The following is a 25,468-nucleotide window of genomic DNA, read 5'->3' as shown; positions in this document are numbered from 1 at the left end:
CCTTGCTAATAAATATGATGGCAGAAAGGAGACTAAATGAAGCGGCTGTCTAAATCTTTATTATTGATAACCCTTTTTTGCCTGATTATTTTCGCCGTAGTATTAAGTGGATTTCGTTATTTTCTGCCTCGTTTAGATAATTATCGCCCTGAAATTGAAACCTATTTATCTAAACAGTTCAATAGCCCAGTCACCATGACACAGGTGAAAGGAGAATGGCAAAACTTTGGCCCTGATATCCAAATTACTGGGCTGTATATTGATAATAACAGTGTTGAAGTGAGTGCTGAACAGATCATTTTCTCTTTTGATGTTTGGCGTTCACTGCTTCATTTTCAACTCTATTTTCGTGAATTAACCTTTGAACAGTTAGCTGTAAATTACAAAAAGCCTATTTTTACTGGGCAAAATGGTGATATTACCTTCACTGAACCTGATGATATCTCTTCCATTTTCTTACAACAATTTGACCGATTTAAATTGGTTGATAGCCGTTTCGTGTTTTTATCACCTTCTGGTGACACTAGCACGCTCCATATTCCCGAATTAATGTGGCTCAATCAGAAAAACCGCCATCGTGCGCAAGGGGAAGTTACTTTAGATACCCCAATAAATCATTATGGTGGACTAAAAGTACGTCTTGATCTCTATACGAAAAAGCAGGGGGCACTCGATAAAGGACAGGTGTTTGTCACCGCTGATGAGGTTGATATTTCCCCTTGGTTAAGCCAATGGGTTAAAAGTAACAGTGGCCTTGGTGAAGCGAAAGCCAGCCTATCTAATTGGATAGAGATCAGTAATGGGCGGATCACGGGTAGCCAGTTACAAATCCATCAAGGTGAAATGGATTGGCGTAATGAAGGGCGCACACATGTATTAAAGGTAGAAGATTTAATTCTACGTATGAGACGCCAAGAAAATGGCTGGCTTGCTGATATCCCTTATACCCGAAAAATAACGATGGATGGCGATGAATGGCCAGATGGTTATTTAGCGGTACTTTATCAACCTAAAGAAAAACAACAAGATGAAGCTTGGCGTATCCGTGCTAAAAATATTGAATTAGAACGGTTATCTGCGTTATTGCCTTTGTTCTCTTTTTTAACGCCTGATGTCGTGCGCCAATGGCAGTATCGTCAATTTTCTGGCATGGTCGACTCATTTGCTCTTGATTTAGCCCCCGATGATTTTAAACGTAGTGCCATTGATATCAGTTGGCAAAATGTTGCTTGGAAACGCTGGCAAGAAATCCCTTCTGTGGCACATTTTAATGGTCATTTAAAGGGCACATTACAGCAAGGAGCGCTTAATTTTGCGCTTAATAACAGTGAAATTGATACTGCTGGGCTTTTTAAAGCGCCACTTAATATAGAAAAAGGCACTGGTACGGTTTACTGGCAGCATCAGGGAGATTCTCTGTCGTTATGGAGTCAAGGGATTGATATAAAAGCCACCTCCGCTTGGGTTGCCGGTGATTTTCGTTATCAAAAACAAGGAGAGCATCAACAACTGTCTATTCTTTCGGGAGTGAATGTGACCGATGCCGGTGAGACATGGCGCTATTTACCTGAAAAATATGTCGGTAAAGATTTAACACAATATCTCTCTGACGCGATTATTGCCGGAAACGTTAAAAACGGTACGTTTATTTTTCATGGTGATCCGCGGGATTTCCCTTTTGAACAACATAATGGTTGGTTTCAAGTCTATGCCCCAGTAAAACAGGCAACCTTCAAATATGATAGTGAATGGCCGGCACTGTTTGATCTCAATGTTAATCTTAATTTTATGAATAACGGCTTATGGATGTCCTCTGATAATGTTCAGGTTGGTAAAGCCACCGCTAAAAACTTGACGGCGATTATTGAGGACTATAACAAAGAAAAAATTGTTATTGATGCAGATATTGAAGCCACGGGCGATGATTTAAAAGAGTATTTTCTAGCTTCGCAAATGGCAACGATTGGTCATACACTTGAAATACTAAAAGTGGCTGGAAAAATTAACGGGAGTTTGCATCTCGACATTCCTTTTGATGGCGAGCAGGTGGTCGCTTCTGGTCAGGTAAACTTAAACAATAACGATGTCACATTAGCCTTTATGGATACCACCCTAGAAGGTGTTACGGGACAATTTCGTTACCATAATGATAAATTAGAGAGCGATACTTTAACCGCGAATTGGTTTGGTCAACCTCTGACATTTTCTTTTGCTGGTGGTGATCAACGGGATGCTTATCAAGTTGGTGTTGATCTAAAAGGACAATGGGATATCGGGAAAATTAAGGGATTACCTAATGATATACAACATAAATTAAGCGGTTTTTTACCTTGGCATGGCGCGGTAAGTGTTAATATTCCAGAAACAGCGGATGTCAATTATCAAGTGGATCTGACCGGACAAGTGAATGCGCTACAAAGTCAGTTAGCTGCGCCAAGTACCGATGATTTTAAAAACGCTTCCCCCATTGTGATTTCAGCAAAAGGGAATAGTGAAAAACTTAACGTTAGTGCCGATGCACAAGATCAGTGGTCATTAAATAGTGAATGGGCGTTAGGTGAACCATTACGTCTATTACAAGGTAATTTAGTCTCTTCCTCGCTCACACTACCTCAATTAAATGATCAATCACGATTGACTATTGCTTTGCAGGGATTGCAAGGCGATAAATGGCTACCTACTTTAATGGCTTTTTCATCATTAGCCCCTTCTGAAAACGCGATACGTTTCCCTACCAATATTCATATTAGTCTGCCTGAACTTAATTTTGCTGGTCAGCAATGGATTGCGCCACAAACAGAAATTATGCGTGCTGATGATGGTGTAAAATTATCCTTCTCAGGGAGTGAGTTACGAGGTGACTTATTTGTACCCAATACGGCACAACCTTGGCAGGTGAATATTACCTATCTCTATTTTAATGGCGCTAGCCCAACAGAAGAAAATAAATCCTTAAAAATGGCAAATGTGCCTGATGCCAAAAAAGCAGTTCAATTTTCACTTAAAGATATTCCTGCTATCAATTTCGCCTGCCAAGAGTGTTGGGTGAATGGATTATTACTAGGGAATATTGAAGGTGCAATACAGCCTCGTGACGGAGCATTATTGTTAACTGCAGGTAAGCTTAAAAATAGCAGTGGCGAGCTATCTGTGAGTGGTGTGTGGTCAGAAGATAGTTTAGGCAACAGTATCACTAAGTTGGCAGGTAAACTAACGGCACCGGAAGTCGATGAAATGGCGGCTTACTTTGGTTATATCATTCCGATTGTTCAGTCACCACTTACGGCAGATTTCTCACTGCAGTGGCACAATACCCCTTGGAATTTTGATCTAAAAACACTCAATGGTGAAGTGAATGCTTCTCTTGGAAAAGGGCGTATTGAAAAGGTGGATGTTGGGCAAGCAGGAAAATTATTACGTCTAGTCAGTTTTGATGCCCTGTTACGTAAGTTGCAATTCGACTTTAGAGATACTTTTAGTGATAATTTTGAGTATGATTCCATTAAAGGTGATTTGACGGTTAAACAAGGTGTTTTAAACGCGAAAAGCGTTGCTGTAGATGGTGTTATTGCCGATATTGCTATAAAAGGTCAAGTGGATCTGTTGGCGCGTAAAATGGACTTACAAGTAGTGGTAACTCCTGAAATATCAGCTACAGTAGGCGTTGCTACCGCATTTGCTATTAACCCCATCGCTGGTGCTGCTGTATTTGCAGCTTCAAAAGTACTGGGGCCACTTTGGAGTAAGATTTCAGTTATACGTTATCATGTTACCGGAACGGTAGAACAACCAAAGATTGACGAAGTACTGCGTCAACTTAAGGAGGATCAGGCGTTATGAAAAAAGTTAATGTCGCACTTTTGCAGCTTTGTAGCGGAAAAAATATAAAAAATAATCTGGCGCAAATAGAGCAACAGATTAAGCAACTCCCCGATTCAGTCAAGCTTGTATTAACGCCTGAAAATGCATTACTTTTCTCCAGCGCAAAAGATTATCATAAACATGCTGAAATTCAGGGGAAAGGACCATTACAAGATGCGATTGCTAATATGGCGCAGCGCTATAAGGTGTGGATCTTAGTGGGTTCAATGCCATTGATTAGCCGAGATTCTCCTGAGCAGATCACCAGTAGTAGTTTAGTTTTTGATGATGAAGGGGTGATCCGCGCTCGTTATGACAAAATTCATATGTTTGATGTGAACATTGATGATGAACAAGGCGAATATAATGAATCAGCCATTTATCAACGTGGTGAACGCTTGACTGTAGTGGATACACCTGTGGGTAAATTAGGTTTAACGATTTGTTATGATTTACGTTTTCCCGGTCTTTTCCAAGCATTAAGAGAAAAAGGTGCTGAAATTATTTCTGTACCGGCAGCCTTTACTCGTTTAACAGGTAAAGCGCACTGGGAGCCATTGTTACGCGCGCGGGCTATTGAAAATCAGTGTATTATTTTGGCACCGGCTCAAGTCGGTACCCATGATGCTCGTCGCACATGGGGTCATACAATGGCTGTGGATGGTTGGGGGAAAGTATTGAAAAAGAACCCTGATGCGGTCAGTGCCCTAACGCTCAATATTCGAGTCGATAGTTTAGAAGGTATGCGTGAACAGATACGGGTTGTGAAACATAATCGCTTTCGCCCGAAACTGACACACTTAATAAAAAAAGTTAAGGATAAAAAAGAATTATGAGTTTAGCTGTTGTCAGCGAAAGTCTGTTGGAAGCGAACAACCTGAGTTTAGATGATTTAGCATCGACACTAGAGCAGCTTGCACAGCGTCAAATTGATTATGGTGATCTTTATTTTCAATCAAGCTACCACGAAGCATGGATATTAGATGATCAGATAATTAAAGATGGCTCTTACAATATTGACCAAGGGGTTGGCGTTAGAGCGATTTATGGTGAAAAAACAGGTTTTGCTTATGCAGACCAATTAACACTCAACGCACTTAACCAAAGTGCTCATGCTGCGCGTAGTATTGTGCAAGCACAAGGCAATGGGCAGATCCATACACTGGGTGCTATTCAACATACTCCGTTATACAACCTAAATGATCCATTACAAAGTTTGTCTCGTGAAGAAAAAATAGCACTATTACATGACGTTGATCGTGTGGCACGGGCTGAAGATAAACGTGTTAAACAAGTCAATGCCTCATTAACGGGAGTGTATGAGCATGTGTTAGTTGCTGCAACGGATGGTACTTTAGCGGCGGATGTGCGTCCTCTTGTACGTCTTTCAGTAAGCGTACTGGTCGAAGATGACGGTAAACGTGAACGTGGTTCGAGTGGTGGCGGTGGTCGTTTTGGTTATGATTATTTTCTGACTAAAGAAAATGGCGAAACCCATGCAGCGACTTATGCCCGTGAAGCGGTACGCATGGCATTAGTTAATTTATCGGCTATTGCTGCACCGGCAGGTACAATGCCTGTGGTTTTAGGCGCCGGATGGCCCGGTGTTTTATTACATGAAGCTGTTGGACATGGTTTAGAAGGTGATTTTAATCGTCGTCAAACATCGGTATTCTCTGGGCGTATTGGCGATAAGGTAACTTCTGAGTTATGTACTATCGTGGATGATGGTTCAATTGAAGGCCGACGAGGCTCCGTGGCGATTGATGATGAAGGCGTACCAGGTCAATACAACGTATTAATCGAAAATGGCATCTTAAAAGGCTATATGCAAGATAAGATGAATGCGCGTTTAATGGGGGTAAAACCGACGGGCAATGGGCGTCGTGAATCCTATGCACATTTGCCAATGCCACGTATGACCAACACCTATATGCTTGCGGGTAAATCTTCTCCTGAAGAGATCATCGCCAGTGTCGATCGCGGTATTTATGCGCCAAACTTTGGTGGTGGGCAAGTTGATATTACCTCGGGTAAGTTTGTTTTCTCAACTTCAGAAGCCTATTTAATTGAAAAGGGTAAAATTACTAAACCAATTAAAGGCGCAACCTTGATAGGTTCAGGTATTGAAGCGATGCAACAAGTTTCTATGGTGGGTAATGATCTCGCATTAGATAAAGGTGTCGGGGTGTGCGGCAAAGAGGGGCAAAGCTTGCCGGTAGGGGTTGGGCAACCGACACTGAAATTGGATAAGTTAACCGTTGGTGGTACTGCTTAACAGTTGTTATTGTTATCTATTTATACAAATTACCCCAATAAAACTCCATCGCTATGATGGAGTTTCTATTTAAGTGAGTAAATGGAGCTATTTATGGGCAAACGTCTATTCCCTGTTCTTATTGTTGTGGCTGTTTTATTTTTTGTTCTTTATAAAGGATTAGTACCTGAAACGCAGATACCAGCAACAGCGCCTCCTACATCAACAACATCTACATCGTCAAAGAGTTCAATCAGTCAGCCTGAGTCTCAACGTCCTTTAGCAATTGATGAAAAGACCCAAGCCAATAAAGTGGCTGATTATTTGCAACAACACGCCCGCTTACCTGATTTTTATATCAGCAAAAAAGAGGCTCGTGCTAAAGGTTGGAATGCGAAAGCGGGCAATTTATGTGAAGTTTTACCAGGACGGGCGATTGGTGGTGATCGCTTTATGAACCGTGAAAAACAGTTACCTGAAGAAGCGGGGCGCCAATGGTTTGAAGCAGATGTCAATTATCAATGTGGACATCGTGGTAGCGATCGCCTGCTATATTCTAATGACGGATTAATTTATTTAACCACCGATCATTACCGTACCATGCAAAGAGTTGCACCTTAATGAAACAGATTATTTTTGATTTCAGCACATTGGCGGATCGAGATGCTTTTTATCATCAGTTTGCTCAGCAATTTCAATTGGATGAAGCATTTGGTAATAATCTTGATGCGTTATGGGATGTATTAACAGGAGAAATTGAATTGCCTGTTAATATTGTTTTCAGACATGCACCGCATCATTCCCGCACCTTCCAGCCCATTATTGAGATAATGCAAGAAGCGCAAGAGACGCTCGGTAAAGAGCTATTTCGCTTTCATTGTGAACATAAAAAAGCCAAGTAGAGCTAGCTGAAAGCCCATAAGTATTACAAGGTATCCTGAAAACCGCAGTGGTATCATGATTTAGCACTGCGTTTTCAGGAGCATCAGTCGTTAAGCTGACTCTGAGAGATCTTTTAGATATTGAAACAATAAGCGGAATGATTTTGGCGGTTTATTGGCTTCTTTCTCTTTTTTAGCATTACGAATAAGTGTGCGTAATTGCTGGCGATCGGCCATAGGATAAAGCGCTACCACTTCCTCAATCACTTCATTACCACCGTCAATCAGACGTGTACGCAGATCTTCTAGTTTATGTAACACTAAAATTTGCTGATTATGGCGATTTTTTAGTTTATCTAGTGCTTGGCGGATCGGCTCTTCATCAACATTACGGAGTAACTTACCGATATATTGAATTTGGCGACGACGCGCTTCGCGTTGTACCTTTTGCGCCAATTTAATTGAAGCGAGTAGTTTTTCATCAAGAGGAACACGTTCAAGCTCTTGAGCACTTAACTCAACAAGTTCGGTGCCTAATTTCTTTAACGCTTCAGCATCACGTTTAATTTCACTTTTGCTGACCCAAATGATCTCTTCCTCTTCTTCCTCTTCTAACGGTGTATTGTCAAATTCAGGATTGAGGTAGTGCCACTCTTCTGGCTGCTTTGCCATAATAAAAATTCCTGTTGCAGAGTAAGCCGGGAGTGTGATTTGGTGAATGACCAAAAGCCCGACGGGTGATAACATTCATATATCTTCTATTGTAACTGGGAAAATCGCTTGTTGACCACCTGTCAATTGATTTACTTTAGCAAAAATAAGTAAAAAGTGATGTTCTCCTTAGGAAAATGGTTCTCAATGAATAATACAGATCAGGTAAAACAGCTGGAAGAGGCAGTTTCTCTTGCACTGGAGATCGCCGCAAAACAGTGTGACGGTGCAGAAGTTGCAATTAATAAATCAACAGGCATAAGCGTTAGTACACGCTATGGTGAAGTAGAAAATGTTGAATTTAATAGTGATGGTGCATTAGGGATCACCGTCTATCAGCAACAACGTAAAGGGAGTGCATCTTCTACAGATTTAAGTCCTGATGCGATTAAACGTGCAGTACAAGCGGCTGTAGATATTGCGCGCTACACTTCTGTTGATCCTTATGCAGGGCCTGCTGATAAAGCCCTGTTAGCCTTCGATGCCCCTTTTCTTGATCTCTACCACCCAACAGACATAACAGCAGATAAAGCGATTGAGCTGGCGTCTCGTGCGGAGCAAGCTGCATTAGACAGTGATAGCCGTATCGTCAATACCGAAGGAGGAAGCTTTAATAGTCATAGTGGAACTCGCGTCTTTGGTAACAGCCTTGGTTTATTAAAAAGCTACTCTTCATCTCGTTATTCAATGTCGAGTTGCGTTATCGCTCGTGAGGGTGAGGATATGGAGCGCGATTATGCCTATACCATTAGTCGCCGTTTTGAGGCGTTACAATCTCCTGAATGGGTAGGACAAGAGTGTGCACGCCGTACCTTATCTCGTCTAGCTCCCCGTAAATTATCCACCATGAAAGCGCCTGTTCTTTTCTCAGCGGAAGTAGCAACGGGGATCTTCGGTCATTTAGTGGCAGCCATCAGTGGTAGCATGATCTACCGTGAGTCATCTTGTTTGTTAGATAGCTTAGGAAAACAGATTTTCCCTCAATGGTTAAATATTCAAGAGCGTCCACATATTGTGGGAGGATTAGCATCAACGCCTTTTGATAGTGAAGGGGTACGCACATCAGATGCAGATATTATTAAAGATGGGGTACTGCAAGAGTGGCTCCTTACTAGCTATTCCGCAAGAAAATTAGGGTTAAAAAGCAATGGACATGCGGGGGGCATTCATAACTGGCGTATCCCAGGGCAAGGCCTCTCCTTTGATGAATTGTTAAAAGAGATGGGCACAGGGCTTGTGGTCACTGAATTAATGGGACAAGGGGTTAGCACGGTGACAGGGGATTATTCCCGTGGTGCGAGCGGTTTCTGGGTCGAAAATGGTGAAATTCAGTATCCAGTGAGTGAAGTGACTATTGCCGGTAACTTGAAAGAGATGTGGGCGAATATTGCCACAATAGGTGATGATATTGAAACCCGCAGTAATATTCAGTGTGGATCGCTACTATTACCAGAAATGAGTATCGCAGGTCAGTAGCACCTTACCTTTAATCTCAGCCCATAAGTGGGCTGAGATATCGCGCTTACTTGTATTTTATTGCGTTAATAAGATAAAAAATAACACGCGAACCTTCAGCATTGCTTAACGGTGTAATTCACCAGCAGCTTCAGGTTGGTAGAGAATTTCTAATACTTTGACCTTAGTTTCAAGGCCATTAGGAAGCTGCCAACTGATCTCATCATTGATAGCTAAACCTAATAGTGCAGCCCCCATTGGCGCCATGACTGATAATTCAGTCGCACTATCTTTTAATGAAGCAGGGTAAACTAAAGTACGAATACGCTCTTCATTATTTTTTAAGTCCATAAAACGGACTTTGCTGTTCATGGTGACGATGTTAGCAGGGATATCAGCTGGTGTAACAATGTCAGCACGATCTAACTCTTCATTTAAAGCTTCTGCAATTGGGCTGTCTGCAAAGGCAGGTTGCTCTAGTAATGAATCTAAACGTTCTGCATCAAGTTCATTGATGATAATTGTTGGCTTTGTCATACCACACTCCAATTTGTTCCAATGCAAAACAACACCCCCACGGATTAGGTGGGGGTGTTGTTAAACTCTATGTAAGATAATAGGCGGTTCTGTAGCAAAAAGAAAGAGGCAGTGATCACAGTCTCTTTCTGGGATTTTTGTTAAGAAATGCTAATCTATTGTTTTTGATTAGAATTAATCTTCATCAAACCCTGATTCAAATAATGCAATAATCGCATCAATCGCTTCTTTTTCATCACAGCCACTGGCTTCTATATCGATGTGACTGCCTTGTTCGGAATCTAACATCAACATCGCAATCACACTATCTGCTTGCGCCTCAACGCCTTCATGGTTACGTAACGTCACCGTTGATTGAAATGTATTGACCAAATCAAACAATTTCATGGCAGGCCTTGCATGCATGCCTAAACGGTTTTTTATCGCTACGCGTCGATATTGGGTCATTTGCGCTTTTCAAGTGTTCTATGGCGTGATTGTACGTTTTTCCCTCTAGAGCGGAAATAGTCAGCCAGTTGTTCAGCCACGTAAACAGAACGATGTTTGCCGCCAGTACAACCAATAGCAACAGTTAGGTAACTACGATTATTCGTCTCTAACATCGGTAGCCAAAGTTCTAGATAACTTCTTGTTTGATAAATAAAGTTATGCACTTCGGTATGGCGATCGAGGAAGGCTGCGACTGGACGATCTAACCCCGTCATTGGGCGTAATTTGGGATCCCAGTGGGGATTAGGTAAAAATCGTACATCAAAGACATAATCAGCATCGATAGGAATACCATGTTTAAAACCGAAAGACTCAAATACCATGGTCAATTCGCGTTCACGTTTACCGAGTAAGCGAGTACGTAGCATTTCGGCTAATTCATGCACTGACATCTCTGAGGTATCAATAATCAGATCAGCCCGTGATCGTAAAGGTTCGAGCAGATCACTCTCTGTATCAATCGCCATTTCTAGCGAGAGGTTTTTCGTTGAAAGAGGGTGTAGGCGTCGAGTATCACTATAACGGCGGATCAGCGTATTTCTATCAGCATCTAAAAATAACAGTTGTGGAGAATATTCCGCGGGTAAACTTTCCAGCGCCTTTTCGAAAATCTCCGGTGATTCTGGCATATTACGTACGTCAATACTGACTGCGGCAGCGGCAGCATCACGCTCAGCCAGTGTTTTCGCAAGCTCCGGTAACAGATCGACAGGTAAGTTATCAACACAATAAAATCCCATGTCCTCAAGCGCACGCAAAGCGACTGACTTACCTGAACCAGAGCGTCCGCTGACTATCATCAGCACCATGAGGTAGCTCCCCTTAATTTCCCAGTGATGAATATCATTCCACTGTATGCTATTCGCGTCCTGATAAACCCAAACCCATTAGGTTTATTCTGTGATAATCTGATAAAGCTCTTCATCACTTTGTGCGGAGCGTAGTCGGCGACATAAATTTTTGTCAGCCAACTGTTTTGCAATCAAAGACAGTGTGTGTAAATGTTCCTTACATTGTGTTGCAGGAACGAGTAATGCAAACAACAAATCGACAGGTTGATTATCAATAGCGTCGAAGGCAATAGGCTCGCTTAGGTGAAGAAACACACCAACAACTTTTTCAGTTTCATCACTTTCAATACGCCCATGAGGGATAGCCAATCCACCCCCAATCCCTGTTGTACCGACTTTTTCACGCGTTAATAAAGCCTCAAAAATCAGTGTCTCTGGTAAATTCAGTGCTTGAGCTGCATTCTCACTGATAATTTCTAACGCGCGTTTTTTACTTGTGCAATGCACATTGTTATGTGTACATGCCAGAGTAAGTACGTCGCTAATATTCATCTTTGTATCGTTGTTCATTGTCTTATTCACTTAGACCAGCAAACCAGATGCCACAGAGTGACATCTGGTTTTTGTTAGCGGATTATTTAGGCGCTGTTTTTAATTGAACAAACGCGACATCAATAACACTCTAACATCGCCGATTGTATTCCCATTTTACAATGGGAAATGAATTAATGTTGTCTCAGTTTATCTTTGTGTTTGGTTAATTGACGAGCCAGTTTATCCATTAATCCATCAATTGCTGCGTACATATCTTCTGCTTCCGCAGAGGCATGTAATTCACCGCCATTTACTTGAATCGTCGCTTCCGCAATTTTAGTCACTTTTTCGACTTTGAGGATAACTTGGACGTTATTAATTTTGTCAAAGAACTGAGGTAATTTAGCGCTTTTTGCTTTGACGGTATCACGCAGAGCATCAGTTAATTCAATATTATGACCAGTGATTTGAAGTTCCATAGTGTCTTCCTTCTCAATTATGCTCAAACCAACTCTTTACGTTGATTTGAAGGCGGGATGGATAATGACTCTCTATATTTCGCAACAGTTCGTCGAGCAACCTGTATACCAAGCTCGGCGAGCATATTTGCCAGTTTACTATCACTTAGTGGTTTCGCTGGGTTTTCTGCTGCGATTAGTTTCTTCACTAAAGCCCGAATTGCTGTTGAAGAGGCTTCACCTCCGTTATCAGTATTTACGTGGCTTGAGAAAAAATACTTCAATTCGAAAATTCCCCGAGGACAATGCAAATATTTTTGCGTTGTAACGCGAGAAATGGTGGACTCGTGCATCTCAACCTGTTCTGCAATATCGGCCAAAACAAGGGGTTTCATATGCTCTTCACCGAATTCGAAAAACGCCTGCTGTGTGTCAACAATGCAATGAGCGACTTTTAATAATGTCTCATTACGGCTTTCTAAGCTTTTTATCAGCCATTTAGCCTCTTGTAAATTGTCACGAATAAATTTCCCATCGCTTTCGTTTTGAGCTGATTGCCCAAGCGCTGCATAAGTCTCATTTATGCGTAGGCGGGGAATGCTATCCGTATTTAACTCAACTTGCCAGTGTTCTCCTGATTTTTTTACCAGTACATCAGGAATAACATACTGTGATTCCTCTGTATCAATACTTAAACCCGGTTTTGGATCAAGAGATTGAATGGTCTCAATTACTACTTTTAATGTCTCTTCACGTAGCTTAGTGTGACGCATTAATTGGCGAAAATCACGATTACCTAATAACGCTAAATAGTGCTCAATAACAAGTTGAGTCTCTTTCAAATAAGGTGTATTAGTTGGAAATGTCGACAATTGAATTAACAGACACTCTTTTAAGTCTCTGGCTGCGACACCTACGGGATCAAAGCGTTGAATACGCTTTAATACCGCTTCAATCTCATCAAGCTCTAACTCATCATCACCCATTCCGGCAAGAATGTCATCTGTTGAAACTGTTAAATATCCTGTTTCATCGACAGCATCAATAATGCTTGTCGCGATAGCACGATCAGTATCAGTAAAAGGTGTTAGGTCAGCTTGCCAAGTAAGGTAATCTTGCAGTGAAGCCGTGGTTTCACCTTGATAGAGTGGTAATTCATCAGCCGCATAATCATTACTGGTGCCTGAAGGGGTGCCTGCGGTGTAAATTTCTTCCCATTGGGTATCGAGAGGAAGATCGTCAGGCATCTCCTTTTGCTCTAGTGCATCTAGGGTATCTAACACCTCATTATCACGCTCATTGTCTGGTGTACTATCATCACTCTCTTGTGTTAATGAGCTATCAGAATGCGTTACATCCGCTTGATCGTCTTCTTGTTCAAGCAATGGGTTAGATTCAAGGGCTTGTTGAATTTCTTGTTGTAATTCAAGCGTAGAAAGTTGCAACAAACGAATAGCCTGTTGGAGCTGTGGCGTCATGGCCAATTGCTGACTAAGACGAAGTTGCAGACTTTGTTTCATAGTGATGCGATGGATCCTCTTATGTTGTCATCCGTGACGAAATAAAAGTGTCACTCAGATCACAGGCGGAAGCCTTCACCTAAGTAAACACGTTTAACTTGCTCATTTGCCAAAATTTCTTCTGGTGAACCATGGGCAATAAGGTGTCCTTGACTGACGATATAAGCACGTTCACACACATCTAAGGTTTCGCGTACATTATGGTCGGTAATTAATACGCCCAAGCCATAATCGCGTAGATGTTGGATAATTTTCTTAATATCTAAAACGGAAATAGGGTCAACACCGGCAAAAGGCTCATCCAATAAAATAAATTTAGGATTTGCCGCTAGCGCCCGTGCTATCTCTACACGACGGCGTTCACCCCCTGATAAAGATTGCCCTAAACTATTACGTAAGTGACTGACATTAAACTCTTCAAGTAGCTCTTCTGCACGATCTTTTCGTTGTTCGGCCGTTAAATCATGGCGTATTTCTAAAATTCCCATGATATTGTCATAAACGCTTAAGCGTCTAAAAATAGAGGCTTCTTGTGGCAAATAACCAATACCCTTACGCGCACGCTCATGTAACGGGAGTAAGGTAATATCTTCATCGTCGATAGTAATGCTACCCGCATCACGGGCGACAATACCTACCACCATATAAAAGGTGGTGGTTTTCCCCGCACCGTTAGGGCCAAGTAAGCCAACAATCTCACCGGAGTTAACATTGAGGCTCACATCACCGACAACGGTGCGCCCTTTGTATGCTTTTGCTAAATTTTCAGCTTTTAACAGCGCCATAAAGTGTTACTTACCTTTGTTGTTAACACCGGGACCTTTCTCTTGTAACTGAGAAGGGAGTAAAACGGTGGTGACTTGTTTTCCCTTACCGCTAAATGCTTCCATTTGTTGTGTCGGTACGAGATAAGTGATTTTATCACCGGTGATATTACTGTCTAATTGTTCAAGATAAGCCTTACCTGTTAAGGTCACCAGCTCTTTGTCCATCTCATAGGTCATTTTATCACCACGACCTTTGATTGGTTTACCATCATCTTGTAACTGATAGAATGTCACAGGGTTACCAAAAGCTTCAATCACGATTTTTTTAGAATCGCCACCAGGACGTGTAACCACTACTTTATCAGCTCTTATATCAATAGAGCCTTGTTTTACCACAACATTTTGTGTGAAAGTGGTAATGTTTTTTTCTAAATTAAGTGACTGTTTCTCGGAATTAACAACAATAGGTTGTTGTGTATCATCTTTAAGTGCCATAACTGGGACACTTATTGAGAATAACGTACTGATAATTAGTGTATTACGGATTTTTCGATTCATTAGGGATCTCATAATAGGTGTTCACCTGTTCAATCAGCTCTGCACGTTTTTCACGCAGATTGCCTCGCATTTTTAAGCCGACTGATTTCAGTCCGACGCCGATAATAGTCACTTCATCATCAGAGGAAACATCTTGTGTATCCAGATCTGCGATAGCATTTTCTGTGCTGATCCGCTGAAGTTGGGAGTCATCAGTTAAACTATCAATTTGAACGTCGCCATAAAGATAGAGCATTTTACTGTTTGTCAGTTTGGCTTTATTTGCACGCACTGTCCATGTTGCATCTCCTGTCGGCGAATAAGTCGTTAAGACAGGATTAGTAAACCATGTAAACTTTTGCTGAGCATAGTTTTTGACATCATCAGCAACTAGTTTATATCCCAGTATACCTGTTGGTTCATAAACAAAGGATATTGATGATTTAGATTGGTAGGTGGGTTGACCATCTTCAACAATCTTTCCATCATCAAGCTCAGTATTGTTAGTATAGTTCCAGCCAATTAGCCCAAGAGCAATAATGGCTAAAATCAGGGTAAACCAGGATTTTAATTTATTCATTCTGTGTCGTTATACGTTTAAATCGATAAACCTTTAGCTTCTTCAAGTCGACCTTGGGCTAATAGGATCAAATCACATAATTCTCGTACTGCACCGCGTCCACCTAAAATATGGGTAACATAGTCGGCACGAGGTGTGAGTAATGGATGGGCATCAGCAACGGCAACTGACAGTCCTACTTTTTCCATTACCGGTAAATCAATCAGATCATCGCCAATATAGGCTGTCTGTTCTGGTTTAAGGTTTAGTGTATCTAACAGTTGTTGATACGCCAAAAGCTTATTATGCTGTCCTTGGTAAAGATATGTAATGCCAAGTGTTTTGGCTCTATCTTCTAAAAGCTTAGATTGACGACCCGTAATGATAGCGACCTCAATACCCGATGTAAGTAAACAACGAATGCCATAGCCATCACGGACATTAAACGCTTTCAACTCTTCACCGTTATTGCCCATATAAATAAGTCCGTCAGACATCACACCATCAACATCGCAAATCAGCAATTGGACTTTTTCTGCTTTTTGCATTATTTGCTTGCTTACTGCACCGTAGCAGGTCTCTATCATTGTATTCATCTTTATCCTTATGAACGCATAACAAGCTTAAACAACCCCAGCTTGCAATAAATCGTGCATATGTAAAACACCTAATAAAATATCACTATCTGGTTCAGTGACTAACAGTGAAGTGATATGTTTTGCTTGCATTAAATTAAGCGCTTCTACCGCTAAGCTATCTGGGGAAATGCGAATTCCGCCTTTCGTCATTACATCTGATATTTTGGCATTATTAAGATCAATACCTAAATCAAAGATACGACGCAAATCACCATCAGTAAAAATACCGTTAATCAACATATTATCATCACAGATAACGGTCATACCTAATTTTTTACGGGTGATCTCTACCAGTGCTTCGCGTAATGTCGCTTCTTTGCTGACGCGTGGAATATCATCCTCTTTATTCATTAAATCACTGACATGAAGCAATAATTTGCGCCCCAATGCACCACCGGGATGCGATAGTGCAAAGTCTTCCGCCGTAAAACCTCGAGCGCGCAATAAAGCGATAGCTAAGGCATCTCCCATCACCAGTGTTGCCGTCGTGCTGGTGGTAGGGGCTAAACCTAACGGACAAGCTTCTTTAGGGACTTTTATACAAAGATGAATATCAGCAGCTTTCCCCATTGTACTTTGAGGTGAGCGTGTCATACAAATTAAAAGGATCTGTTTACGCTTGAGGACAGGGATAAGGGCGAGAATTTCACTGGCTTCACCTGAATTTGAAATTGCCAGCACAATGTCTTTTTCTGTCACCATACCTAAATCGCCATGACTGGCTTCACCGGGGTGAACAAAAAAAGAAGGGGTGCCGGTACTGGCAAAGGTGGCGGCAATTTTATGCCCAATATGACCTGATTTTCCCATGCCCATAACAATCACTCTTCCCTGACAGTGAAAGATTTTTTCACAGGCAAGAGAAAAATCGTCATTGATATATTGTGCTAACTCAGCTAATCCTTCTTGTTCAATTTGAAGAACCTTTTTACCTGCTTGCTGAAAATCAAATCCGGTCATTTTTTTGTACCATTTATTTTAGGTTAAGAGAGAATGTGCAACGCACAACACCGTAATATAAACAATAAAACAAACTAATAAGAAAATCCCCTTTCCACGGTTTAGCCGCTGTTTGCGCCCCAATGAAAAGAGTGAGAAAAGTAGGCCCGCGACCACCAGCACAGTAAAACTAAAATAGAATGCTTGCATATTAAATGTGCTAGGAGAGAGTAATGCGGGCATGCCTAGTACAAAGGTGAGATTAAAAATATTAGCGCCAATAATATTGCCTAGAGCCAGTTCATTTTCACGTCTTAAGGCTGCCACAACGGTCGTTGCTAATTCAGGTAAACTGGTGCCAATAGATAGCAAGGTTAGTCCAACTAAAAAACCGCTGAGATGATACTGTTGCATGATGATAAAAACATTATCAATGATCATTCTTGTTGCAACAGGGATTATCAGTAATGCAATAACCACCCAAAATAGGGCAACAGAATTACGTGGATTAGTTTGTAATTCAAAACGTGAAAGTGTCTCTAGCGGTAACACATGGCGCACTTGTGTTAAGGTTTTATGGAGCATTTTTATCATTAGAAAAAGAGAGGCGAAGCCGATGAAAAAAAGTAAACAGCCTTCTCTCAACCCTAGATGACTATTAGAAACCACCAGTCCTGCTAATAAGATGACTATAATCATCAAAGGAAGTTCTTTTTTTAGTACCGCAGATTGGATATTCATGGGATAAATCATCGCTCCAATCCCAGCAATCAGTAGCAGATTCGTTAATGAAGATCCTATTGCTGTACCTATCGCTATCTCGGGTAAATTGTGGATGGCCGCGTCGGTTGCAACAAAAAGCTCCGGCAATGAAGTACCCATTCCCACAATAACAATACCGATAACGGCAGGAGGGAGCTTTAATGATTGAGCAAACACACTTGCACCATACACCAGTCGGTCTGATGCATAGACTAATAACATCAACCCAACAATGAGAAGAGACAAAGTAATCAACATGCCATCAGTTTTCCAACAATGAGTGAAAAATAAAGAAAAAACCAATAAGACAGGGCTGATAAAAAACATTATTGTCAAAAGGTTTTGCTAATTCACCATATTTTGACTAGCCAAGCACGAAAAGTAAAATCAACCGTGCAATAAATTGCTAAATAGTGGTGATTTCTTTGTAACATTGACAATGACCTGCCAAAATAGCGTATAAATTTTGTTTATGCAGACAGGCTTAAGGACGTTTTATTCATGAACGCACAACCAGACAATTTAATTGAAGTGCGCAATATGAACTTTACTCGCGGTAGCAGAAAGATTTTTTCGCAAATCAATCTGGATGTGCCTAGAGGAAAAGTGACTGCAATAATGGGGCCTTCAGGGATAGGTAAAACCACCTTATTACGCTTGATGGGGGGACAAATTCTGCCTGATAGTGGTGATATTTGGTTTGATGGTGACAATATTCCTAAGTTATCACGCTCTGCTTTATATCAGTCAAGAAAAAAAATGAGTATGCTTTTTCAATCAGGCGCCCTTTTTACTGATATGAATGTATTTGAAAATGTCGCCTTCCCATTAAGAGAGCATACTAATTTACCCGAGGCGTTAATTCACACTACCGTGATGATGAAGTTAGAAGCGGTAGGGTTAAGAGGGGCAGCTAATTTAATGCCATCTGAATTATCGGGGGGAATGGCGCGCAGAGCCGCTTTAGCAAGAGCGATAGCCCTTGATCCAGATTTAATCATGTTTGACGAGCCATTCGTTGGACAAGATCCCATTACCATGGGGGTATTAGTAAAACTGATTGATGAATTAAACCATGCATTAGGGGTCACTTGTGTGGTGGTGTCTCATGATGTCCCTGAAGTACTGAGTATTGCCGATTATGCATATATTATTGCAGAACAGAAAATCATTGCTCAGGGAAGTGCAAAAGAGCTACAGGAAAATCCAGACAGACAAGTAAGACAGTTTTTAGATGGTATTGCTGATGGACCTGTACCTTTCCGTTTTCCTGCGGGGAACTATCAGGATGATCTATTAGGACGAGGTAATTAGTACGTGGTTAATTTACTAGCGCAGTTAGGCGCGCGATCACTGTCGATTTTTGCGACTTTTGGTAGAGCCGGCATCATGCTATTTCGAGCATTGATCGGTAAGCCTGAGTTTCGTAAGCAGTGGCCATTATTAATGAAGCAACTGTACAGTGTTGGTGTTCAGTCGCTACTGATCATTATGGTTTCTGGACTTTTTATTGGCATGGTTCTTGGTTTACAGGGCTATCTAGTACTGACGACATTTAGTGCGGAAGCGAGCCTAGGTATGATGGTAGCACTTTCTTTGTTACGAGAGTTAGGCCCTGTGGTGACGGCGCTATTATTTGCTGGACGTGCAGGCTCTGCACTGACCGCAGAAATAGGTTTAATGAAAGCAACAGAGCAGATATCCAGTTTAGAAATGATGGCTGTCGACCCTCTTAGACGAGTGGTTGCGCCACGTTTTTGGGCCGGGTTTATTAGTATGCCATTACTTTCACTGATCTTTGTTGCGGTGGGGATCTGGGGTGGTGCTATTGTCGGCGTGGATTGGAAAGGCATTGATGAAGGCTTTTTCTGGGCATCAATGCAAGGTGCGGTTGAGTGGCAAAAAGACTTAGTGAACTGTTTTATTAAGAGTGTCGTGTTTGCCATTACCGTGACTTGGATAGCGCTGTTTAACGGGTATGACGCAATCCCAACATCGGAAGGGATTAGCAGAGCAACAACGCGTACCGTTGTTCATTCATCGTTAGCCGTATTAGGTTTAGATTTTGTGCTAACTGCACTGATGTTTGGGAATTAAGTCATGCAAAGTAAAAAAATTGAAGTTTGGGTTGGTTTATTTGTTGTTATTGCACTGATAGCGGTTGTCTTTTTAAGCTTAAAAGTGGCTGATATTAAAGAAGTGGGTAATCAACCTACTTATCGTGTCTACGCAAGTTTTGGTAATATTGGTGGTTTAAAAGAGCGTTCACCGGTTAAAATCGGTGGGGTGGTTATTGGTCGCGTTGCCTCTATTACCTTAAAAGAAGAGGTGGAAGGTAACTATCGTCCTGAAGTTGCTCTCGATATTTTAAACATTTATGACCATATTCCTGACAGCAGTTCTCTTTCTATTCGCACATCAGGTTTATTAGGTGAACAGTTTTTGGCCTTAAATCTCGGCTTTTATGATGAAGATTTAGGTTCTGATTTTCTAAAGGATGGTGGCAGAATTACCAATACCCATTCAGCCATGGTGCTTGAAGATTTGATTGGTCAGTTCCTTTATAAAACCGGTGACGGAGATGGAAAAACAACCTCTGACTCAAAAACGCAAACCGAACAACCAGCATTACCTTAATGCTCATTCGCTTACGGTGTGGTTTATTTAGTGCACCGTATTTACTGAAATATAATCCCAAGAGGAAGCGAGTATGTTTAAACGCTTATTAATGGTCGCATTATTGGTGATAACACCTTTTGCGATGGCGGTCGATAAAACCAATCCTTATGCTTTGATGGAAGATGCCGCGCAAAAAACCTTTGATAAATTAAAAACTGAGCAACCAGAAATCCGTAAAAATCCGGAACTGTTACGTGAGATTGTTCAACAAGAGTTGTTACCTTATGTACATATCAAATATGCCGGAGCATTAGTGTTAGGGCCTTATTATCGTAATGCAACGCCGGCTCAGCGTGATGCTTACTTTGCCGCTTTTAAAGATTATCTTGCACAAGTATATGGTCAAGCATTAGCAATGTATGAAGGGCAAGAATATCGCATAGAACCCGCTAAACCTTTTGCGGATAAATCAAACTTGACTATTCGTGTCACTATTATTGATAAAAATGGTCGACCACCAGTACGCCTTGATTTTCAATGGCGCAAGAACAGTAAAACGGGTGAATGGCAAGCCTATGATATGATTGCCGAAGGCGTTAGCATGATCACCACCAAACAAAATGAGTGGTCTGATATTTTAAGTGCGAAAGGGGTTGATGGTTTAACTAAGCAATTAGAAATTAGTGCCAAAACACCGATTACATTAGATGAGAAAAAATAGTATGTCAGCTTCGTTAAATTGGCAAAAAGAGGGTGAAATACTCTCTTTCCAAGGAACGCTAGATAGAGAAACGTTATTGCCAGTTTGGCAACAACGTAAAGCGTTATTAGCTGATATTAATATCATCGATATTTCTCAACTTGATCATATTGACTCAACCGGATTAGCACTTTTTGTCCATCTAAAGGCCGAAATGGAAGCACTTGAGCGTCAATGTGTTATTCAAGGTGTTAGTGAGCGCTTTCAAACGCTAATCACACTCTATGATCTTGATGAAATTATGAATATTGCTTAATGCTTTTCCCGATAAAGCAATAAAAAAATCCCCCTTATTGATACTTTTATCATTAAGGGGGTTTTTCATGGTTTAAGAGTAGGCCGGATTCTATTAGGATAGGCAACTGATTATTATTTTAACGTTGAGATTGAGCAATTATGGATACAAATGAAATCAAACAAGTATTAATGGATACCCTATCTTTAGATGAAGTCATTGTTAATGGTGATGGCAGTCATTTTCAGGTTGTGGTTGTTGGCGCGATGTTTGAAGGAATGAGCAGAGTGAAACAACAACAAACCATTTATGCCCCTTTGATGGAATATATCGCAGATAATCGTATTCACGCTTTATCTATTAAAGCCTACACACCTGAAGAGTGGAAAAGGGATCGTAAACTCAGCGGGCTTTAATTCAGTAGGTATACAGCGTACAGCAAAATAAAAAAGAGAGTTCTACAGATGGATAAATTTAGAGTACAAGGGCCTACCTGCTTATCCGGTGAGGTCACTATTTCAGGCGCAAAAAATGCTGCACTACCAATTCTGTTCGCTGCTATCCTTGCCGAAGAGCCAGTAGAATTAACCAATGTTCCTAAGCTAAAAGATATTGATACCACCATTAAGTTACTTAATCGTTTAGGTACTAAAGTCGAACGCAACGGCTCTGTTTTTGTTGATGCTCGTCATATCAACGAATTTTGTGCCCCCTATGAATTAGTTAAAACGATGCGTGCCTCTATTTGGGCATTAGGGCCATTAGTTGCACGTTTCGGACGTGGTCAGGTTTCTTTGCCAGGTGGTTGTGCGATTGGTGCGCGCCCAGTTGATCTGCATATTACAGGTTTAGAGCAGCTTGGTGCGGAAATTACGCTGGATGAAGGTTATGTGAAAGCGCGTGTTGATGGTCGCTTAAAAGGGGCACATATTGTAATGGATAAAGTGAGCGTAGGTGCCACTATTACCATTATGACTGCCGCTGTTTTAGCCGAAGGTAAAACCATTATTGAAAACGCGGCGAGAGAGCCAGAAATTGAAGATACCGCGAATTTTCTTAATACCTTAGGCGCAAAAATCAGTGGTGCAGGCACCGATAGCATTACTATTGAAGGGGTTGAACGCCTTGGTGGAGGCACCTATCAAATTTTACCAGACCGTATTGAAACGGGGACATTCTTAGTCGCGGCGGCGGTTTCTCGTGGTCGTGTTGTTTGTCGCAATGCTAAACCAGATACGCTTGATGCGGTATTAGCTAAATTACGTGAAGCGGGTGCTGATATTGAAACGGGCGAAGACTGGATAAGCCTTGATATGCATGGTAAACGTCCTAAAGCGGTCACTCTGCGTACGGCACCACATCCTGGTTTCCCAACCGATATGCAAGCTCAGTTTAGTCTTTTAAATCTTGTGGCTGATGGAGCAGGAATGATCACTGAAACGATTTTTGAAAATCGTTTTATGCATATTCCTGAACTTATCCGTATGGGGGCTCATGCTGAAATCGAAAGCAATACTGTACTTTGTCATGGTGTTGATAAGCTTTCAGGCGCTCAAGTGATGGCTACCGATTTACGTGCTTCTGCCAGCTTAGTATTAGCCGGTTGCATTGCTGAAGGTACGACGATTGTTGATCGTATCTATCATATCGACCGTGGCTATGAAAATATTGAAGCCAAATTACAGGGTTTAGGGGCTAAAATCGAACGTCTACATTCTAATGACTAATTAAGTTTAGTTACCCTGTTATCGTGATTAAAAACCATAGCACTTTATTGGTGCTATGGTTTTTTGTATTTCTTCTGTTTAATAATGCAACAGAATAAGATAATTCATAAGGTCACTCTTTATTAACCGCTTACCAATAAAAAAGGAAAAAACGCCATGCAGGTCACAAGGAAACAAGAGCGTGTTATTCGTCAAGCACTTGATCATTGGCAACAATCTGGTGAGCTATCAGCACAACAGCATCAACAACTAGAAAGTACATTACAACGCCTTCCCTTTGATTGGAAAAGATTGAGTCGCTATGCTTTTTGGATAGCTATTGCCTGCTTAATTATTGCTGCCGTTAACCTTTTTAGTGATACTGCGTTAATTCATTATCTTATCGAATTATTTAGTATTTCTGAGATTATGCGTGTGGTATTTCCTGCACTTATTGCTGGTATGTTTTATTTTTGGGGCTTTAAACGCCAACGCAAAGAAATACTATGGCATTACAGTACTGAGTTTATTCTCTTTTTAGGGATATTATTTACGGCGGTTTTTCTTTGGCAACTCGGTGAGTTGTTAGATGATGGTAGTGGTAATATTGCGCCACTTCTTTTAATGGGTTGCATTATTTATGCTGTGATTGGCTTTATCAGTCGCTCTTCATTAGTGTGGTTATTTTTCTTATTAATGTTGGGCAATTGGTTTGGTGCTAAAACGGGTTATATGTCCGGTTGGGGCGCTTATTGGCTAGGCATGAATTATCCTATTCGCTTCGTGTTATTTGGCTCTGCATTATTAGCGGGATGCTATTTTTTGCAACATATTTTAATGCGTCGTCGCTTATTTTTTATGACAAAGATAATGGGACTGTTTTATCTCTTTATTGCGTTGTGGATCATGTCTATTTTTGGTAATTACGATCCGGATACGTGGTATTACATTTCAAGTGTGCAGTTATTACCTTGGGCTTTATTATTTGCTGTTGTTGCTGTCATTTGTATTTATATCAGTTTAAAAACCGATGATGGCATGTTGAGAGGCTTTGGACTAACATTCCTTGGTATCAATCTTTATACCCGCTTTTTTGAATATTTCTGGAATAGCTTACATAGTGCAATTTTCTTTTTTATCTTGGCTATTTCTCTGATTTTTATTGGACGTAAAGCAGAAAAAATTTGGCATGCCATTGAAAATAGCCGCATGGTAAATAAGCAATAATGTCGTGAATAACAAGGTAACTCGCGAAAGTTAGCTATGGCTATGACTCTGGCTGATATTCTGAAATTGTGACATCAACATTTATTTCATTACCATCACGTAATAAGGTTACCGGTAAAACGGTACCAGGACGTGTTTCTGCAATATAGTCCATCATCTCCATAGCTGATTTGGCCGGAGCATGGTCGATACTTAAAATGATATCGCCAATTTTCATTCCCGCTTTATCAGCAGGACTATTGGGCGTAATGCGGAAGATACGTAATCCTTGGATCTGTTTAATATCGGTATTTGAAGAGCGAATTTTAGGTAGCTCTTTCGCGGTAATACCAATAAAACCACGAATAACTCGCCCATCACGGATAAGCTTATTCATAATTTTTACGGCTAATTGTGTTGGAATAGCAAAGCCAAGTCCTTCCGCACTGGGGCGATAGCCATTGTAGGTGCCTGAATCAAAGGTCATGGTATTAATACCCACTAACTCACCTTCAGTATTAATCAGTGCCCCCCCTGAATTTCCTTCATTAATTGACGCATCGGTTTGAAGGAAGTTTTGGTAACGTGTTGGGCTTAAGCCGACACGTCCTGTGGCACTAATAATACCTTGTGTGATCGTTTGCCCAATATTAAATGGGTTACCAATGGCTAAAACAACATCACCCACATGAGAAATACGCTTACTATTGATGGGGATGGTGGGTAATTTTTCTGCATCAACTTTTAATACTGCAAGATCGGTTAAGGGATCTGAGCCAATCAATAACCCTTCATAGAGATCACCATTTTGTAAAGCCACAATAATTTGATCTGCATTATTAATAACGTGCTGATTGGTAAGAATATAGCCCCGCGGATCCATAATCACCCCCGCACCTAGCGAGGTAAGCTCGCGCCCTTCTTGAGAAAAGCTTCCCATTGTGCTGCTGTAGACATTAACTACCGCAGGTGCCGCACGGCGCACGGCTTTGTTATAGCTAAATGGGGCATTAAGAAAATCACCATTAATCAGGTGTTCAATAAAGATAGGGCGGATAGAAGGTACCGCAACCAAAAGAATGGCAGCTGTTAAAACACCAATCAAGGTAGATCGCAGTAGCTTGCTTAACATAAAAATCCTGTATTTATGTTTGAATAAGAGGATAGCGTCGTAAGTGTCATGAGAATAGCACAGTTTCGCTTTTGAAAGGATATGTCAGCGTAGAAAATCGTTTTTTAGTGATAT

Annotated in this window: 28 protein-coding genes; 14 read left to right on the top strand and 14 right to left on the bottom strand. The window is 41.1% G+C overall.

Annotated features, from left to right (window positions below; all coding sequences use genetic code 11):
* Nucleotides 1-36 precede the first annotated feature (36 nt).
* The 5 genes from yhdP (at nucleotide 37) to HMPREF0693_RS10495 (ending at nucleotide 7,020) form a co-directional block, all read left to right on the top strand.
* Entirely contained in the window at nucleotides 37-3,840 is a 3,804-nt protein-coding gene (gene yhdP / locus HMPREF0693_RS10515; RefSeq protein WP_004245325.1) for an AsmA2 domain-containing protein YhdP, read from the top strand.
* The gene (gene nit1 / locus HMPREF0693_RS10510; protein WP_004245324.1) at nucleotides 3,837-4,697 is read left to right on the top strand and encodes a deaminated glutathione amidase; all 861 of its coding nucleotides are present in this window, start codon (nucleotides 3,837-3,839) and stop codon (nucleotides 4,695-4,697) included. The genes yhdP and nit1 overlap by 4 nt, the downstream gene beginning before the upstream one ends.
* Complete coding sequence (gene tldD, locus HMPREF0693_RS10505; protein ID WP_004245322.1) at nucleotides 4,694-6,139, top strand: metalloprotease TldD; 1,446 nt, start codon at nucleotides 4,694-4,696, stop codon at nucleotides 6,137-6,139. Before nit1 ends, tldD begins: the two co-directional genes overlap by 4 nt.
* A 93-nt stretch (nucleotides 6,140-6,232) precedes the next feature.
* Nucleotides 6,233-6,739, top strand: a complete 507-nt coding sequence (locus HMPREF0693_RS10500; protein ID WP_036932390.1) for a ribonuclease — start codon at nucleotides 6,233-6,235, stop codon at nucleotides 6,737-6,739.
* Entirely contained in the window at nucleotides 6,739-7,020 is a 282-nt protein-coding gene (locus HMPREF0693_RS10495; protein ID WP_004245317.1) for a barstar family protein, read from the top strand. Before HMPREF0693_RS10500 ends, HMPREF0693_RS10495 begins: the two co-directional genes overlap by 1 nt.
* 90 nt (nucleotides 7,021-7,110) lie before the next feature.
* Here HMPREF0693_RS10495 and yjgA read toward each other — a convergent pair whose 3' ends face one another.
* Nucleotides 7,111-7,671, bottom strand: a complete 561-nt coding sequence (gene yjgA / locus HMPREF0693_RS10490; RefSeq protein WP_004248913.1) for a ribosome biogenesis factor YjgA — start codon at nucleotides 7,669-7,671, stop codon at nucleotides 7,111-7,113.
* Between the two features lie 186 nt (nucleotides 7,672-7,857).
* Between yjgA and pmbA the strand changes: the two genes are divergently transcribed.
* Nucleotides 7,858-9,186 (top strand): metalloprotease PmbA, encoded by a 1,329-nt coding sequence (gene pmbA, locus HMPREF0693_RS10485; RefSeq protein WP_004248914.1) that lies wholly within the window; start codon nucleotides 7,858-7,860, stop codon nucleotides 9,184-9,186.
* Between the two features lie 105 nt (nucleotides 9,187-9,291).
* Here pmbA and rnk read toward each other — a convergent pair whose 3' ends face one another.
* From rnk to HMPREF0693_RS10425, 12 genes are all read right to left on the bottom strand, one after another.
* Entirely contained in the window at nucleotides 9,292-9,702 is a 411-nt protein-coding gene (gene rnk, locus HMPREF0693_RS10480; protein ID WP_004245312.1) for a nucleoside diphosphate kinase regulator, read from the bottom strand.
* A gap of 174 nt (nucleotides 9,703-9,876) precedes the next feature.
* Nucleotides 9,877-10,149, bottom strand: coding sequence for a PTS phosphocarrier protein NPr (npr, locus tag HMPREF0693_RS10475; protein WP_004245309.1), 273 nt, complete (start codon nucleotides 10,147-10,149; stop codon nucleotides 9,877-9,879).
* Nucleotides 10,146-11,000, bottom strand: a complete 855-nt coding sequence (rapZ, locus tag HMPREF0693_RS10470) for an RNase adapter RapZ (RefSeq protein ID WP_004245308.1) — start codon at nucleotides 10,998-11,000, stop codon at nucleotides 10,146-10,148. Before rapZ ends, npr begins: the two co-directional genes overlap by 4 nt.
* A gap of 84 nt (nucleotides 11,001-11,084) precedes the next feature.
* Nucleotides 11,085-11,552: a PTS IIA-like nitrogen regulatory protein PtsN gene (gene ptsN, locus HMPREF0693_RS10465; RefSeq protein ID WP_004245307.1), complete on the bottom strand. Its 468-nt coding sequence runs from the start codon at nucleotides 11,550-11,552 to the stop codon at nucleotides 11,085-11,087.
* Between the two features lie 155 nt (nucleotides 11,553-11,707).
* Nucleotides 11,708-11,995, bottom strand: coding sequence for a ribosome hibernation promoting factor (hpf, locus tag HMPREF0693_RS10460; protein ID WP_004248916.1), 288 nt, complete (start codon nucleotides 11,993-11,995; stop codon nucleotides 11,708-11,710).
* Between the two features lie 23 nt (nucleotides 11,996-12,018).
* Nucleotides 12,019-13,494 carry an RNA polymerase factor sigma-54 gene (gene rpoN, locus HMPREF0693_RS10455; protein WP_004245305.1) on the bottom strand — a complete coding sequence of 492 codons (1,476 nt, stop codon included), beginning with the start codon at nucleotides 13,492-13,494 and terminating at the stop codon, nucleotides 12,019-12,021.
* A 59-nt stretch (nucleotides 13,495-13,553) separates the two neighbouring features.
* Nucleotides 13,554-14,279 (bottom strand): LPS export ABC transporter ATP-binding protein, encoded by a 726-nt coding sequence (gene lptB / locus HMPREF0693_RS10450; RefSeq protein WP_004245304.1) that lies wholly within the window; start codon nucleotides 14,277-14,279, stop codon nucleotides 13,554-13,556.
* Nucleotides 14,280-14,285: 6 nt separating this feature from the next.
* On the bottom strand, nucleotides 14,286-14,819 hold the full coding sequence (gene lptA, locus HMPREF0693_RS10445) for a lipopolysaccharide ABC transporter substrate-binding protein LptA (RefSeq protein ID WP_004245303.1): 534 nt from the start codon (nucleotides 14,817-14,819) through the stop codon (nucleotides 14,286-14,288).
* On the bottom strand, nucleotides 14,800-15,378 hold the full coding sequence (lptC, locus tag HMPREF0693_RS10440; RefSeq protein ID WP_004245302.1) for an LPS export ABC transporter periplasmic protein LptC: 579 nt from the start codon (nucleotides 15,376-15,378) through the stop codon (nucleotides 14,800-14,802). Before lptC ends, lptA begins: the two co-directional genes overlap by 20 nt.
* Nucleotides 15,379-15,395: 17 nt before the next feature.
* A complete protein-coding gene (kdsC, locus tag HMPREF0693_RS10435; RefSeq protein WP_004245301.1) occupies nucleotides 15,396-15,953 on the bottom strand; it encodes a 3-deoxy-manno-octulosonate-8-phosphatase KdsC in 558 nt (185 codons plus the stop codon).
* Nucleotides 15,954-15,980: 27 nt separating this feature from the next.
* On the bottom strand, nucleotides 15,981-16,955 hold the full coding sequence (kdsD, locus tag HMPREF0693_RS10430) for an arabinose-5-phosphate isomerase KdsD (protein WP_004245300.1): 975 nt from the start codon (nucleotides 16,953-16,955) through the stop codon (nucleotides 15,981-15,983).
* An 18-nt stretch (nucleotides 16,956-16,973) separates the two neighbouring features.
* Nucleotides 16,974-17,954, bottom strand: coding sequence for a calcium/sodium antiporter (locus HMPREF0693_RS10425; protein ID WP_036932408.1), 981 nt, complete (start codon nucleotides 17,952-17,954; stop codon nucleotides 16,974-16,976).
* 243 nt (nucleotides 17,955-18,197) lie between these two features.
* On the opposite strand from HMPREF0693_RS10425, the gene mlaF reads away from it, so the two are divergent.
* From mlaF to HMPREF0693_RS10385, 8 genes are all read left to right on the top strand, one after another.
* On the top strand, nucleotides 18,198-19,010 hold the full coding sequence (gene mlaF / locus HMPREF0693_RS10420; RefSeq protein WP_004245298.1) for a phospholipid ABC transporter ATP-binding protein MlaF: 813 nt from the start codon (nucleotides 18,198-18,200) through the stop codon (nucleotides 19,008-19,010).
* Between the two features lie 3 nt (nucleotides 19,011-19,013).
* Nucleotides 19,014-19,793 carry a lipid asymmetry maintenance ABC transporter permease subunit MlaE gene (mlaE, locus tag HMPREF0693_RS10415; protein ID WP_004245297.1) on the top strand — a complete coding sequence of 260 codons (780 nt, stop codon included), beginning with the start codon at nucleotides 19,014-19,016 and terminating at the stop codon, nucleotides 19,791-19,793.
* Nucleotides 19,794-19,796: 3 nt separating this feature from the next.
* Nucleotides 19,797-20,333, top strand: coding sequence for an outer membrane lipid asymmetry maintenance protein MlaD (mlaD, locus tag HMPREF0693_RS10410; RefSeq protein WP_004245296.1), 537 nt, complete (start codon nucleotides 19,797-19,799; stop codon nucleotides 20,331-20,333).
* Nucleotides 20,334-20,406: 73 nt separating this feature from the next.
* A complete protein-coding gene (gene mlaC / locus HMPREF0693_RS10405) occupies nucleotides 20,407-21,036 on the top strand; it encodes a phospholipid-binding protein MlaC (RefSeq protein ID WP_004245295.1) in 630 nt (209 codons plus the stop codon).
* 1 nt (nucleotide 21,037) lies between these two features.
* Nucleotides 21,038-21,331 (top strand): lipid asymmetry maintenance protein MlaB, encoded by a 294-nt coding sequence (gene mlaB / locus HMPREF0693_RS10400; protein WP_012368836.1) that lies wholly within the window; start codon nucleotides 21,038-21,040, stop codon nucleotides 21,329-21,331.
* 140 nt (nucleotides 21,332-21,471) lie between these two features.
* Nucleotides 21,472-21,726: a BolA family iron metabolism protein IbaG gene (ibaG, locus tag HMPREF0693_RS10395; protein WP_004245293.1), complete on the top strand. Its 255-nt coding sequence runs from the start codon at nucleotides 21,472-21,474 to the stop codon at nucleotides 21,724-21,726.
* A gap of 48 nt (nucleotides 21,727-21,774) precedes the next feature.
* On the top strand, nucleotides 21,775-23,037 hold the full coding sequence (gene murA, locus HMPREF0693_RS10390) for a UDP-N-acetylglucosamine 1-carboxyvinyltransferase (RefSeq protein WP_004245292.1): 1,263 nt from the start codon (nucleotides 21,775-21,777) through the stop codon (nucleotides 23,035-23,037).
* A gap of 156 nt (nucleotides 23,038-23,193) precedes the next feature.
* Nucleotides 23,194-24,243, top strand: coding sequence for a hypothetical protein (locus HMPREF0693_RS10385; protein WP_004245291.1), 1,050 nt, complete (start codon nucleotides 23,194-23,196; stop codon nucleotides 24,241-24,243).
* A gap of 40 nt (nucleotides 24,244-24,283) precedes the next feature.
* Here HMPREF0693_RS10385 and degS read toward each other — a convergent pair whose 3' ends face one another.
* Entirely contained in the window at nucleotides 24,284-25,354 is a 1,071-nt protein-coding gene (gene degS / locus HMPREF0693_RS10380; RefSeq protein ID WP_004245290.1) for an outer membrane-stress sensor serine endopeptidase DegS, read from the bottom strand.
* Nucleotides 25,355-25,468 lie beyond the last annotated feature (114 nt).

This window comes from Proteus mirabilis ATCC 29906 (assembly GCF_000160755.1).
Lineage (GTDB): Bacteria > Pseudomonadota > Gammaproteobacteria > Enterobacterales > Enterobacteriaceae > Proteus > Proteus mirabilis.
The sequence above is the reverse complement of the archived record's forward strand: the minus strand, read 5'-3'. Positions and strand labels throughout refer to the sequence as shown.

Excerpts from the sequence above, each read along its gene's own strand:
- rpoN (WP_004245305.1), bottom strand. The coding sequence starts at position 13,494 with ATGAAACAAAGTCTGCAACTTCGTCTTAGTCAGCAATTGGCCATGACG.
- mlaB (WP_012368836.1), top strand. The coding sequence starts at position 21,038 with ATGTCAGCTTCGTTAAATTGGCAAAAAGAGGGTGAAATACTCTCTTTC.
- hpf (WP_004248916.1), bottom strand. The coding sequence starts at position 11,995 with ATGGAACTTCAAATCACTGGTCATAATATTGAATTAACTGATGCTCTG.
- kdsD (WP_004245300.1), bottom strand. The coding sequence starts at position 16,955 with ATGACCGGATTTGATTTTCAGCAAGCAGGTAAAAAGGTTCTTCAAATT.
- mlaC (WP_004245295.1), top strand. The coding sequence starts at position 20,407 with ATGTTTAAACGCTTATTAATGGTCGCATTATTGGTGATAACACCTTTT.
- lptB (WP_004245304.1), bottom strand. The coding sequence starts at position 14,279 with ATGGCGCTGTTAAAAGCTGAAAATTTAGCAAAAGCATACAAAGGGCGC.
- HMPREF0693_RS10500 (WP_036932390.1), top strand. The coding sequence starts at position 6,233 with ATGGGCAAACGTCTATTCCCTGTTCTTATTGTTGTGGCTGTTTTATTT.
- HMPREF0693_RS10425 (WP_036932408.1), bottom strand. The coding sequence starts at position 17,954 with ATGTTGATTACTTTGTCTCTTCTCATTGTTGGGTTGATGTTATTAGTC.
- npr (WP_004245309.1), bottom strand. The coding sequence starts at position 10,149 with ATGACCCAATATCGACGCGTAGCGATAAAAAACCGTTTAGGCATGCAT.
- ptsN (WP_004245307.1), bottom strand. The coding sequence starts at position 11,552 with ATGAACAACGATACAAAGATGAATATTAGCGACGTACTTACTCTGGCA.
- tldD (WP_004245322.1), top strand. The coding sequence starts at position 4,694 with ATGAGTTTAGCTGTTGTCAGCGAAAGTCTGTTGGAAGCGAACAACCTG.
- HMPREF0693_RS10385 (WP_004245291.1), top strand. The coding sequence starts at position 23,194 with ATGCAGGTCACAAGGAAACAAGAGCGTGTTATTCGTCAAGCACTTGAT.
- HMPREF0693_RS10495 (WP_004245317.1), top strand. The coding sequence starts at position 6,739 with ATGAAACAGATTATTTTTGATTTCAGCACATTGGCGGATCGAGATGCT.
- nit1 (WP_004245324.1), top strand. The coding sequence starts at position 3,837 with ATGAAAAAAGTTAATGTCGCACTTTTGCAGCTTTGTAGCGGAAAAAAT.
- lptC (WP_004245302.1), bottom strand. The coding sequence starts at position 15,378 with ATGAATAAATTAAAATCCTGGTTTACCCTGATTTTAGCCATTATTGCT.
- degS (WP_004245290.1), bottom strand. The coding sequence starts at position 25,354 with ATGTTAAGCAAGCTACTGCGATCTACCTTGATTGGTGTTTTAACAGCT.
- lptA (WP_004245303.1), bottom strand. The coding sequence starts at position 14,819 with ATGAATCGAAAAATCCGTAATACACTAATTATCAGTACGTTATTCTCA.
- yjgA (WP_004248913.1), bottom strand. The coding sequence starts at position 7,671 with ATGGCAAAGCAGCCAGAAGAGTGGCACTACCTCAATCCTGAATTTGAC.
- mlaF (WP_004245298.1), top strand. The coding sequence starts at position 18,198 with ATGAACGCACAACCAGACAATTTAATTGAAGTGCGCAATATGAACTTT.
- kdsC (WP_004245301.1), bottom strand. The coding sequence starts at position 15,953 with ATGAATACAATGATAGAGACCTGCTACGGTGCAGTAAGCAAGCAAATA.
- ibaG (WP_004245293.1), top strand. The coding sequence starts at position 21,472 with ATGGATACAAATGAAATCAAACAAGTATTAATGGATACCCTATCTTTA.
- murA (WP_004245292.1), top strand. The coding sequence starts at position 21,775 with ATGGATAAATTTAGAGTACAAGGGCCTACCTGCTTATCCGGTGAGGTC.
- mlaD (WP_004245296.1), top strand. The coding sequence starts at position 19,797 with ATGCAAAGTAAAAAAATTGAAGTTTGGGTTGGTTTATTTGTTGTTATT.
- rapZ (WP_004245308.1), bottom strand. The coding sequence starts at position 11,000 with ATGGTGCTGATGATAGTCAGCGGACGCTCTGGTTCAGGTAAGTCAGTC.
- rnk (WP_004245312.1), bottom strand. The coding sequence starts at position 9,702 with ATGACAAAGCCAACAATTATCATCAATGAACTTGATGCAGAACGTTTA.
- pmbA (WP_004248914.1), top strand. The coding sequence starts at position 7,858 with ATGAATAATACAGATCAGGTAAAACAGCTGGAAGAGGCAGTTTCTCTT.
- yhdP (WP_004245325.1), top strand. The coding sequence starts at position 37 with ATGAAGCGGCTGTCTAAATCTTTATTATTGATAACCCTTTTTTGCCTG.